Here is a 13,896-nt window from a genome sequence, read left to right on the forward strand (position 1 = left end):
TCATATTCTCTCCGCCCGGCATGCCAGACCGGTGATCTCCGCAAGACTGCGCTCGTCCTTGTCCCGGCCAACAAAACGCTCCACGATCCAGTCCTCATCTGACACGTGTTCCAAGCCCACTGCGCGCCCGTTCCAATCGACTGTGGGCGTAGTGGCGCTTCTATCCTTGCCTTGGTTGATTACGATGTAAGCCCGGTCATCAGCAGGCGCGTCTGGTGCCCGCGTAGGTTCCGCGTGCAGACGGAGGCTGGCGGCCTGCAAAGCTTCCGAACTTGTGAGTACGGTCAAGTGGATCGTCGCCGTGCCAGTCAATCTGCCGTCGGAAACGCTGAAGTTGAAACTGTCGTTGCCCTTGTAGCCTCTGGATGGCCGGTAGACATAGCGGCCATCCGCATTTCGGCTCAGCGAGCCATACCGCGGATTGGTCATGGTCAAAGTCAGGGCATTGCCGTCCACATCCTCGATCAGCGCCGCAAAATCGATCAGCACACTGCCATCCTGCGGCAAGGTAAAGCTGGCTCCCGTCGCTACCGGCGCATCGTTGACAGGCAGGAATGTCACAGGGATCTCGGCGGTGCTGCTAGCGATGACCCGATTCGCCTGTTCGATCGAACGCGCCGTCACCTTCAGCGTGAAGCTACCGTTATAGTCCTTCGCCGGCGCGATGCTGAGTTGGCCCAGGTTCCAGCCCGTGACATCGGCAAGCGTGTTGCCCATGGTCGCGGTGAAGCTATGCATGCCATCGCTAAGGTTGGCGCCCGCCGGCACAGCATCGATGAAGAGGCTCAGTGTTTCGGAGCCATCGCCGTCCTTCAGAGCCGCGCTGATGGCCGATAGGCCAATCGTATTGTCTTCCCAGCCGGTGTTGGCCGGTAGGGTTTCGACGAGCACGATGTCGTCGAGCATCATGCCGCGACCGTTCTTCTCGGCCTCGGTAGCTTCCGAGACGATACGGATGGTTTGCTGGCCACCCTTGCCAGTGAACTGGAACGTACGGGTCTGCCAATCGAGCACCGTATCGGGGCTGGCGCTCTGGTCACCGCCAATACGCACCCCATCGACATAGAGGCCGATGCGGGAGTAGTCAGCGTTGTAGCCCAGCCGGCCAGCAAGATCCAAGCTCAGGATGTAGGTGGCACCCGCCACGGTTTCGACCGTGCGTTCGACTCCCAGGTTCTGGTGCCTGGAACCGCCCGAGTTGTTGAGCTCAAACCAATTGTTGCCGTTATCGGCCATGGCACTGGCGGTTCTCAGCTTGTGGCCGGCATCCATCATCTTGTCGCCACTGCTCCAGATCTCGAAGCCATTGCTGCCGCCCGAACTCGGGGCCGGACTCATGGTGAGAGTCCAGCCTTCCAGCTCCTTACGCTGCACGAGGGTAGAGGTGCTGTTCTTGTTGGAGACAGTTTCCCAACCAGTCCGGAAAACTTCCCGACTCTGCCCTGCCCGATCGGTCAAGACCAGGATGGGTGCATCCGCTACCGGAGTCACGGTGAGGCGCACAGTGGCCAGATTGGAGTCGAGTTCGCCGTCGTTCACCACATAGGTGAAGGTGTCCTCGCCGCTCCAATCGGTAGTCGGCACATAGATGACTGTGTTGTCCGGATTGAGGATAAGCCGGCCATGAGCGGGTTGATTCCTGATGGCAAGCGTAAGGGCATCACTCTCCACATCGCTGTCGTTGCTCACAAGGGCCAGGGTGATGCGGCCGTCCTCGTCCAGCGTGGCCGCATCGTTCCGGGCCTGCGGGGCGTCGTTGACCGCGGTGATGGTGAGACGCACGCGGCTCTCGACCGTCTCCTGGCCGTCGCTCACGGTGAAAGCGAAGCCGTCCTCGCCGTAATAATCGGCGGCCGGGCGGTAGATCCAGATGCCATCGGCGCTCCTGACGACCTGACCGTATCCGGGCTGGCCGACAGAGAGAGTGAGCGGATCGCCATCCACATCGCTGGCATGGGCCAGCAGATCGAGCACGACCTGACCGTCTTCGAGCAGAACCGCCGCAATGGGGCTGACCACCGGAACGTCGTTGACCGGGGTCACGGTGAGGGTGACGGTAGCGATGTTGGAGTCGAGCCGGCCATCGCTCACCCGGTAGGTGAAGTGGTCCTCGCCATTGAAGTCGGCATCGGGGATATAGAGGAAGCTGCCGTCGGCCCCCAACTCAAGGCGACCACGCCGCGGGCCGGCCACCACCTGCACCGCAAGCGAATCGCCCTCCACGTCGTGATCGTTGGCCAGAACGACGATACGTGCCTCGCCGTCTTCGGCCAGAGTGGCCGCATCGTCCGCCGCCACCGGGGCGTCGTTGACGGCATTGACCACCAAGGTCAGGCGCGTGGGCACGGCCACGGTGCCGTCGCTGACCTCGTATTCCACTACATCCACGCCATTCCAGTTGGCGGCGGGCACGTAGGTCCAGGTGCCATCCGCATTCTGATTCAAGGTGCCATGGTGCGGGGCGGTGGTAATGGCGACGGTCAGGATATCGCCATCCACGTCGCCGGCACCCTGCAGCAAGTCCACAGTGACCGGTGTATCTTCATTCAGCGTCACGCTGCGCGGAGCAATGGCCGGCACATCGTTCACCGGGGTGACGGTGAAGCGGACAATGGCGACATTGGAGTCCAGCGTGCCGTCGCTCACCCGATAGCTGAAGCTGTCCTCACCGAACCAGTCGGCTTGCGGGGTGTAGCTGAAGCTGCCGTCGGCATTGGCCACCACCTGGCCATGCTGCGGGCCGGCGACGATGGCGGCAGTGAGGGCATCGCCTTCCACATCGCCGGCGAGGGCTACCAGGTCGATGCGCTGCACGCCGTCTTCGACCAGGGTGAGCTGGGCATCGGCCGCCACCGGAGCGTCGTTGACCGGAGTGACAGTCAGGGTGACCGTGGCGATATTGGAGTCGAGCCGACCATCGCTCAGCCGGTAGGTGAAGCTGTCCTCACCCGACCAGTCGGCGGCCGGAGTGTAGCGGAAGCGCCCTTCGGCGATGAGTTCCAGCGTGCCGTGAGCGGGTCCGGCGACGAGGACCGGGACAACGCCGGGCTGCTCGGCACCGAGGTCGTTTCCAGCGACATCGAGGTCCTGCGGCACGTCCTCCTCCGTGCTAACGGTATCGTCGTGGGCTTCTTGAGGCATGCCCAGACGCAGGTCCTTGACCGTGACACGGCTGCTGGTGGCGGCTGTGCCGCGACCGAAGCCGATGAGGTCAAAGGACAGATTGACCACGGTGCCGGCCGCAATACCCGCAAGATCAACCAGCACGGTACGGCTGCCGTCGGCATTGTTGATCACGCTGACGCCCGAGGCCTTGTACGCGCCGCCATCGGCCTGGAGGTTGAGGATGGCGTCGCTCCTGCTCAGCCCCGTACTGCCGAGCAGCGAGAGGCCGGTATTAGCGTCGATAAGCGCCACTTCGAAGGCATCGTCCGGCGCGTTGTTGACATCATCCAAGGCAATATCGGTCAGCTTGAAGCTGAGGAAGCGATCATTCGGGCCGAGGACAAAGGCCTGGTTGAGGCGGGTTTGCGTGGTGGCGATTTCGTTGAGCGTGGCAGCGCTAGCGGCAAAGGTCACGTTGCCGGCGGTGGACCAGCCCGGCCCGGCTTCGAAGCGAGGGTTCTCGAGCGTGGGGTTGGCCACGGTCTCGAGCTGAGTGAGCGCCGAGCGGCGCTGGCGCGACGCCATGAGAGCGGCCAGCCCCATGCCGACCGGCAAGGGAGTGCCCGGCGGAGTCGATGGATCTTTGGATGAGGCTTGAGTGCCGTTCAGTTGGGCAAGCAGCGCCTGCCATTCTTCGCCGCTGGGCAAACGGCGCACGCCGGGCAACAGGGTGGAGGCCATCAGATCGTGGCTGTAGGCCGTGTGCTCTATGCCCAAGGCATGGCCGTACTCGTGCAGCAGCACGGTCATCAGGTCCATCTTGCCTTCGGCTTCTGAGCCCGGCTTGGCGATCCACTCCAGCGGGTTGCTGGTGGGCAGGTATTCTTCGCTCAGATATGGCGTGTAGTCGATGAACCAGCCGTGGCCGGCAGCGTTGGTGTCTAGGGTGATGGCAGCATTCGCACCCTCGCCAGTGGCTTGGCCTAGGGCGCCGCCAGATAGATTGGCGAATCCACTCAGTGCATTACTGGCGCCAGACAAGAGGGCAAACAGAGATGTGGTGCGGAGCCAAGAAACGGAATCGTTTGAGCCGTCAGCAGAGGGCTGGGAGATTTTCCAGCGACTATCAGACGGCTTAGGTTGTTCCGGGCAATCAATATATTCAAGCTCTCCAGAATAGTCCACCACGACAAAATAGTGGACCTTAACCATAACGCTATCTTTTACTACCTGAACAATAAAATAGTCGTTGCCGCTATACCCCTTGTTTGGAAAATACCCATCAGGAGTCCCACTATCATCAAGAGTCAATTCTCCGTGTTTCGGGGCTAACAATAGAGCAGCTTTTGCACCCTCCCCAAAGAAATAATCTCGACCTTCGTAATGGTACATATACATTCTGGCATCCCAACCAGGTGATATTTGTACCTTGATTCCATCACCTGTATTGACCTCCACTTTCTCACACACACCCATAGAGCGATCTTTCTTTTGTATGGATTTGGCAGCCAAATAAATCGCAGGCGCGACATGATCAAATGATACAGACGGCTCAGCTAGCCACATACAAAGTTTTCCTTCAGGGATATCGAGTTGAGTTAGCACTTCTCCTAGCCAGTTATTCAACTTATTCTGAGGCAGGACCTCATCCGACGAAGACCAATTTGCTATCGCAAGCGCTATTGAATCAGACTCAGCTAAAAGCTTTTTACTCTCAACCGAAACAAGAGCACGAGCCTTAAGTTGGATGCCAAACTGCGACTGATACCCAGCCGTCGACCTAGCATCAAAGCCTAGCCTAGTCAACGCCGCACGCAGATTGTCATAGGGGTTTCCACCTTTTATTGCGTTATGAACAATCCCCTTAGTGTCATTGCCATAGTAATCCCATCGTTTTGGGAACGACTCATTCGCTGTAGCCACTCCACGCGAAATCTGATTATACTTATTTTCATTGTCGCCAGGTACAGGATCACTCCATTGAAGAAAATCTGCCGCTACACTCAATTTCTTACCGACACTTGTACCCGTGGCGGGATCTTTCGCATTATTATTTTTCCAGTACCATGCACCAGACAATGCTGACAACAATCGTCCATTAGCTGTATTTTCAGAAACTAAATCAGGATTTTCGAGAAGAATATCAAAAACACTTTTCCCCTCAACAGGCGCAACCAGCTCAGGATGGCTGATTGAAACATACTCAAAGAAAGATTTGTAATTTGATTTATGAGTCAAATGAAAAAAGCCGCGCCCAACCCAATTATGGGCCGTGTGATCTGCTTCCTTACCATTTCCCGTTCCCCTCCCTGTACCCATATCCTCCGAATATGTTCGATCAGCAAAGAGATCTGAAACCACCTCCCATAGTTCCCCCTCAGCAATATACATACTCTTACTGTAGTCCCTAGAGCCATTTGCACGGAGCGGTGCATCAACTCCAGGATCACTAAAACTTACATCATTCAGCGTGGATAACTTCAAGGTATTTTTTACAAAACTCTTAAGATTTAAAAATCTTTCCTCTCTACCCGCATTTTTATTACCATTGGAAAATGCACTTTTAAAATTATCCAATACCACACCAACGCGATAGGGACCAATATCTTCCTTCATTTTCTTCAGCCCCGTCGTCTCTGCACGCACCTGAGCCAAGAACGCAGCAATTCGCTGCGGAGTCGTGATATCAAACTCAAGCATGGCTTGTTGCAACGGTTCTATCCAGTCAGCGTAGACCACACCACTCACGTTCCCCATGAATGTGGAAAGCGACTCTTTCGTCATGTTTGAACCGATTAGAGAGGCTGTCCCACCGATCAACAATTGCTTGGAGTCAATCAAGCCACCCGACTGACTACCATCGCCAAATAGTGCTTTGCGGATAGTTTCAGCATCGTCATTACTGATATTGATCGAGTCCCAAAAACCACTTTTTTGTGTTGATGCGTATACATTAATAAAGTCAAGCAAAGCCTCATCCTGTTTGTTCAGCTGGGGCTTTTTATCCGTTCCATTATTGGCGTTCGTACCAAACGTTCCACTCGCTGCACCAAGATTATTAAGGTTCGGATTTAGCAACCGAGCAGCAAGAACTTTTGCGTTATCATAGTCCCATTGCTTTCCGTAAGCTATCGGATTAGGAGTATTTGTCGCTGGTTTTTTAGGAATCACCCCAAGCACTACATCTTTGCCATTGACTTGATCTTTGTTTACCTGCGAAACATAATTCGCATTAATCCCGAGATTCAACCGAGTTCCCAAAAGATCAGCCCCCGAAAACCAAAGCCTCTCTCTGCCCTTGTTATCCGCTGTTTTATTATTGCCTTTGACCGAAATCATCAAATCATAAATCCAACTCGTCCCCATAGCATGAGTTGGTCTAGAGGCATCAGCCTTATTTTCCCATTCCGCCCCTAGCACGCCGTCCATTCCAAATTCGTATTGCATCCAGTGCGGCGTGTTATAGGCATTCAGCCACCCGATATCTGATACCGACAAGGTGATTGGCGGATATCTGACTGTGGTGCTTTTCTTTTTTACGATTATTTCCTCAGAATCCTTGTATTCACTCTTACCCTGCACGATCTGGCTGAATTGCCTCAGCACGATCCCTTCGGACTTATCAATGAAGCCGTCGACCTTGATTTCATCACTTCCCTCAACGGACGAAATACCATAGCCAAGATACTTCAACCTCTGCTCTATCCGATAGGAAGACAAGACATCATTCGCCAAGCTTTCGGCAGCAATGGCTTTCCCCTTTATGGAGCCGCCAAAATCGCTATACCCAGGATCATCCAGCGGCCTATCCCCGAAGAAAATTGCCTTGTCGGCCTTTATGTAATCATTTGCCGTAATCGTCAGAAAAGCCTTGGCAGTGCCCTCCTTGAAACTTCCGACCTCCTTTCCAAGTGTATAGCTCAATTCAAGCTGGATATCCTTGGTGCCTAGATTGCCGCCCGCACGCAAGGTTGTCAGATCCTTCCTGGAGATGTTCGGCACCACGAAGAAGCGCCCGGTCAGCTCGAAGCTCGCATCGGCACCGAACTCGGTGCGCGAAACAATAGTTTTGTCGGCCTTGGTAACCAAGGTCATTCCACGCGTTTCCTGCGTAGCTTCGTCGAGCAGCCTGTCTTTTTCTTTCACCACGAAATCGACACTCAGGTTCGTGATGAGTTGCTCGATCTCATGCTTCTTGGCCAGGATCTTCTCCTTGTCGGCATCGCCGAGCTCATCATCGGGTCGCGGCAGACCCAACATGGCGTGTGCGATGAGGCGCTTGAGGTCGACTTCGATCACGTCGCCCATGCGGCCGCTGGCCTCCACCGAGAGATTGTCCGGGTCAAAGAACGTCCCCGCCGGGGCCGCAGCAGGCGCCGGGATGAGTTGTTCGGCCGTGTCGAGCAGGTGGATGTGCTTGGACAACCGGTCCTGCTCAGGCATCGCCTGGGCCGCCTGGATCAGCGCTTCCACGCTCCAGGCGTGGTTCTGGTGCGGCCTCTGCGTATTGTCGAAGATGTTGGCGCTGTAGCCGCCCTTGAGCTGCCCAAGCAGCGTCTTGCCATCTTCGGACACCGAGAGATTGAGGATGCCATAGCCGTCGAGTGGCAGCGTGGCACCGATGAACTCCGGCTTGCCGAAGGGGTCCTTGACGATGCCCAGCTTGCCGCCAACGTTCACCTTCTTGGCGCTGGCGCTGCCACCGACTGCCGTGGGCGGGCCGAACGGCGAAGTCTGGATGAACATCGGCGCTTCGTACATGGCCTTCCAGTACGGGTCGAGGAAATGGTAGTTGTCATCTGAAACGATGGCGTACTCGACGTTGTCCACTTCGACGAGGACGGCACTCTGGGCGCGCTGGATGTCGAGCCGATCGATCCGGATGGCGTTGCCGGGTTGCGACATCGGGATGGCCACCATCTTGGCCGCCGAGACCTTGCCATTGGCATCCCGCGTCAGGACCAGCGTCGAGAGGCCGCGGTTATAGTCGGCCAAGCTACTGACCAGATAGCGGTCGGCATCCCTGGTCGCGGTGATCACCTGCGGGGCCTTTCCGCTGATGCCGTCGGATGGCAATTGGGCGATGATGGGCGCGGCGATCGCCCCAGTCTTCAGGTTCAACGTCGACAGGTCGAGGACGAGGATGTCCCCCCGCTTTTTGGGGTCGCCCAGGCTGACGCTGTTGGGGTTTCTGGGCGCGGAGACGACCAACGTCTTGCCGTCCGGCCCGACCGTCATGCCGCCCACACCATACGGCGCACTCTCGACGCCCGTGCTCTTCAGCGACATCACCTCCTTGAAGCGCGGACTGCCCGGGTCGATGTCCATGACCAGCAGGCGGTTGCCACCACCGCCACCGAAACGTTCGCCTTCGCCGATGATCAGCAGGCTGCCGACGGTGACCAGGCTGGAGATATTCTTGCCGGCGGGGATCGCGATCTTGTCGATCAGCTTGTAATTGAGCATGTCGATGGCGTAGATGACGCCATTGCCGGCGACATAGACGGTCGACAGATTGTCGGTGAAGACAACCGGCTGTACTTTGCCGCCGGTGAGATAGTCCCCGTCGAGATCGTTGCTGCCCAGATGGTCGAGCAGGTTGACGGTGCCGACGACGGCGTTGTCGCTTTGGCGCACGAACTCAACGCCGCTGCGGGTGAGCACCGCAGCCATGTGCGGCTTGGGCTCGATTCTCAGGACATTGCCGGCGAATTCGATCGACTTGCCGTCGGTAAAGCCCCCCGAACCGTTGAGTTGGGCCGTGGAAATCAGGCGCACCACCTGCCAGCGAACACTGCCGATGGCGATACCCGCTGGTGGCGTCACGGTGATTTCGCCGCTGGCCGCCCCGGGAAGCTCCAAGACATCCTCGGTTGTGCCGTTTTCAAAAACCATCCGGAGCATGAGCTTGCCGGCGAACTGCCCAGGATCCGGGTTGTTCAGGATAATCTTGAATGTGCCGCTGTCATCGACGTTGGCCGTTGCGATGTTCGGTATGACAACGTTGCCCCAGGGCGTTTGCACCGGTGGCAGCATATCGGGCAGGTTGAGTTCGTAACGATCTCCCGGCGCAATTTGCAGCAACGGAATATCGACGAACTGCGGTACCCCGAAGTGGTAGCTGCCGGCGCTCGCGCTGGTGGCCGCAGAGGCAATGATGCCGAGCATTTCGGAATGGATGGCCACATCCATGCCAAAGCCGAGGGACACGCCCATTCCGCCGAAAGTGATCCAGTCTCCTGCACTGCCGGTCAGATCCAGACTACCGGCAATGACGCCGGGAGTCCGTTTGGAGACGACGTATTCGCCGGAGGCGTCCAGCCCGTTGTAGGGCGGGCTGGCGGTGCGTGCCACACCATCGGCGCCGATGGTGCCGTTATCTACCAGCCACCAGGTATCCTTGAAGCTGCCGTCGAGTTGCAGCACCACTCCTTTCTTGAAGAACAAGACTTCCTCGCCGACCACGAAGTCGGCGGTGCCTTGCAGCGGAATCGAGAGTTGCAGCGGATAGCCGGCAGCCTGTGCGCCGATATCCAGCCGGAATGCGCCCACGGTTTGCAACACGCCGGCGGCCGCTACCGCCATGCCAGTCGCAGCCTCGATATCGCCGATATCGATACGTTCAATACCGACCGGCACATCCGACTTGAGCGCACCGGCACCGATCATCACGGTTTCGCCGGTCCCAGCCTGCACCACACCGCCCCGCGTGGCATCGATGGCGATGCGCGCCGGTGTTGCGGTGTCGGGATCATTGTCGATGATCTGTGCGGCTTCGACCGTGAGCGTGATGTCGGTCTGGCCGATCACTTGCTCGGTGATCCAGCCGAAGTCATCGGACGCAGTCGCGAGATGGACGATGGAGAGGGTCACCCGACCAGCCTTCCTCGCGGTGATCAGGCCGTCTTCGCTGACGGTGGCGACCGATTCGTCGCTGACGAGGTAGCGGGTGCCGCTCCGCGCCTCCGGTACGGCCGGGATGACGTAAGTAATGGTTTCGCCGGTGTTAGGATCGAGCAGGATTTCATCGGTATCGGGGTCCAGCATGACCTCGCCGGTATCCGGGTCGAGCAGCGGCAGTTGGGTGCTCGGATCGAGATAGGTTTCCACTTGCTCCGGAGTACCGGCGAAGACCACCTGGCTTGCCGCGTGGATGTCGGCCTGCTCCGCAGAACTAGAATCAAGGAGGTGGACCTTCAGCTGACGAGTCCCACCCGGCACCAGGCTCAGCGTGTCGGGATAGACGTCCGGCTGGATGGTTAGCTCCGGCTCGAAATAATCACTTTCCTCGCCCGCTACATCGGAACCGACCAGCGCGGCCTGAACATTGAGCACCGCAGCGGCCTGCACTCGGCGCCCATCGGTGTCGAGGTGCCGGACGATGACGAGCGCCGGCCCCGAAGTCGTGGCGCGAACGAGGTCATGCGCGTCGTCCACCTGGACCGGGCTGGCGCCCACGTAGCCCATGCCGGCCAGGTCAGCCGTGCTCACCGTGAGGTAGTCGCCATTGGTGATGGCCACACCTTGCTCGTCCTCGAAGTCGGCCGTGGCCTGGAGCTGGGCGAACTGGCCGGTGGCCAAGGCGGGAATTTGGGCGAGATGGAGCCTCACCAGCTTTGCGCCGCTTACGTTCACCTTCAGCTCGATCGGCGCCCCCGCCGCGAAGCCGTCGTCGGCTTGCAGGCGGATGGTGGCTTCACCGCTGTAACCGGCCTCAGGCGTGAAGCTCACTGTCTTGCCATTGGCGTCGAGCCTGGCAGTGCCGTACGTACTGCCGAGCACGCGCCAGAAAACGGCATCGCCTTCGAGGTCTTCGGCGATACTGGCGAGTGCGGCCTTCATGCCGAGGTCGGTGTGGGTCTTCAGGCTCGGCAAGGTGTCGACGGCCATGGGTGCCCGGTTGGCCGCAAAGCCGGTGTTGGCGTAGAGCGCCTGACGGTCGGCTATGTTGATGAGTCCGTCGCCGGTAAGGTCGCCGACCTTATCCTGATCGATGCTCGCCTGCTCCCAACGCGCACTGTCGGCACCGTCGATCTTGCCGTCGCGGTTGAGGTCGCCGGCGAGACTGATGCGAATCTGGGCCTCGCCCGCACCGCTGATGCGAATGAGCTTGACACCGGACTCGGTGACGCGAAGCAGGTGAGTAACCTTACCCTCGACCGTGGCCGTGCCGATGATCTGTGCACCCGCAGCCTCCAGGTGAGCGTTTGACGGCAACGAGGCTTCGAGCGCCAGGATTACGGCCCCCTGCCCGCCCGGTGCATGGACGGTAGAGGCGATTTCGCTCTCGCGCACGGCAAAGGCGAACGTAGCGGTTTGATCGGCAGTCAGGGTGCCGCTCCATGCGTTGATGTTGCCGGTGCTCCAATTGACCACGGCGCCGAGATTGGCGGTGAGCGGGTCGGTGACCGGCTGCCCGGCCACCGTGTAGGCAATGGGAGTCCCCAAGCCCGCATCGTCGAGGTGACGAACCAGCATGAGCCGACCCTGGTCGTCGTAGCGGTAGGCGATGGCTGTCGGAGCGTCCGAGGCACTCGGATAGGTCAGCCGGACGATGCGGCCTGAGCTGTCGCGCTCGAAACTGACCCGCTCGCTGCTGCCAACAGCAGCGATGCCGGAATCTGTGACGAGCCATGCCTGGCCATCGATGAAGGAGACACGGCCGATCGAGCCCGCGGCGTCCAACTCATAGCGAGTGCCATCAGGCGCGGTGAGGGTGTAGCCGGTGGGCACCCAGGGCAGCCCGGTAGCCTGGTTGTAGAAGCGGTCGCCCTGGCGGGTCAGCAATTCGGTGGCATGCAGCGCATCAGAGGCACCGGAATCGTCGCCATGGGCAAGCAGTTGCCAGCCTTGATCGGCGATGAATTGCGGGCGCCAGATGACTGGCGCGCCGGGTTCGCTGCCCAGGCGTTCGCTGACCGAACCGAGGGTGAAGCGCAGGTTCATGAGCCCAGTCTGCGGATTGCCGAGATCGGTGGGCACCGTCAGCCAGACGCGGGCCCCCTCAGACCATGGGGCCGCAGCGCCGGAAGGCAGCGTGGCCGGCTGGTCGCCGGTCAGTTGTGTGTTGTAAAGCGGCAGGCTCCAGTTGCCCAGATCGCCTTGCGATCCCTCAGCCCATTGGCGAGTCAGGGCCAGTTCGTGACCGGCCAAGCTGACGCGGGCGTCGCTCTGCGTTTGGGTGGAGATTGCCTTGGTTGCCGAGTCGATGATGATCGCCGCCTCTACTCCACTGGTGCGGCCGGCAAGATCCCAGGCGGTGAAACGAAGCTGGTAGACGCCGTTGCGGAACAGTTGGGGATCGAGACTGGCCAGGGCCACCATCTGGTCGATGCCGACAGCGGCCGCATCGGCCTCGGCAAGAGCTCGCCAGGTGTCGGTACCAGCCGGCGCGATTTGCAGGCGCCATCCCATGAGTTGGGCTTCGCTCACCTGCGCTGTAAGGGCGGTGGGGGCGGCGATGGTCCGCGGCTCGCTATAGGCAGTGGCGCCGGCGAGTGCACCCGTCCAGGCGAGCTGCGGCGCTGTGGTGTCAACCGGGTCCTTGACGCGGATCGTATGCGTCTTGGTGCTGACGAATCCATCGCGGTCGGTGGCCGTGACCCGGAGTTCGATGAGCCCTGGATACGCCGGGATGAGCCGGATACGGCTGGCGGCATCGAGGGGTATGGGCTGCCAGGTGCCGCCCTCCCCATCGCGCATCTCGACCGTGAGGTTTGCCACGCCGCTCCACGCGTCGGCGCGAACCGTGGCGATTACGGTTTGGCCGGGCAGTGCGGGCGTGCTGGGTGTGGTCGAGACGAGAATCTTCGGCGCATTGGCAGCCGCATCGGCCACCACGCGCAGAACGAAGGTCTCGCTGCGCGTGGTGCGTCCATCGGAAACGGTTGCGGTAATCACGGAATCCCCGATCTGACCGGGGCCCGGCGTCCATACGAGGCGCTTGGCCTGGACATCGTAGACGGCACCGTCCGGCAGGTTGGAGAAACTGATCGTCAGCGCAGCGGTTTGCGCGTCGCCATCGGGGTCGTGGGCCAGAATGCCACCGACAACCGAACCGCCGAAGGAAACGGGGATGCTCAGGGTGTCGCCGATCACTACGGCATGATTGGTGGCGGACAGCTCCGGTATTCGATTGACGTCGAAGACACGCAACTGCACGGTCTGGGTGGTGGTGCCAGTGCCGTCGGTTGCCTTGAATATGAAGATAAAAGCCTTGTCGCTGGCCAAGGCGTTATCGACTACGCCCTGGTCCGGCATCCACTCGAAGTAACCTGTGATTGCATCGAAGCTGACACCGGCCGGCGTGTCGTCATCGTAGACGAGGGACAGTTGCAGCGCATCGTTGTCCGCATCGGCGGCACGCACGGCGAAGGCAACGGTTTCCCCCTCGTAACCCAGTTGCAGCGGCATCGGCAGGATGCGCGGGGTCTGGTTGACATTGACGACACGCACTTCGACGGTACGCGTGAAGCTCGCCGCGCCATCGCTGGCCGCAACGGTGAAGCGCCACAGGCCGGGCATGCCAGTGTTGCCGTCCTGAGCAGCAAAATTGCCAGGAGTCCAACCCAGGCTGACCTTTGTACCGTCGGCTGAGGGGACGAAGATCATACCTTGCGGCAAATTTGTCGCCTTCCAGTCGAGGAGGTCGGCATCCGCGTCAAATCCGTACAGGTTCAGCGCGAGGGGAACACCTTCGCTGGCATCGATACTGAGCACATCGGTGTGACCCGGATCAGCAACCTGCTTGCCGTTGACTTCGATACCGAGAACGTCGGGGGCCTCATTGGT

General features: G+C 59.5%; 1 protein-coding gene (only partly in view). It reads right to left on the reverse strand.

What is annotated here, in order from left to right:
• Nucleotides 1-13,896, reverse strand: the 3' end of a protein-coding gene (locus BMY22_RS16360) for a tandem-95 repeat protein (protein ID WP_143068516.1). Its footprint extends 20,364 nt past the window's final position; 13,896 of the gene's 34,260 nt are visible here — the last part of the coding sequence; its start codon lies beyond the right edge, outside the window — the gene reads right to left on this strand; it ends in the stop codon at nt 1-3.

It is taken from the genome of Azotobacter beijerinckii, assembly GCF_900110885.1.
Classification (GTDB): Bacteria; Pseudomonadota; Gammaproteobacteria; order Pseudomonadales; family Pseudomonadaceae; genus Azotobacter; species Azotobacter beijerinckii.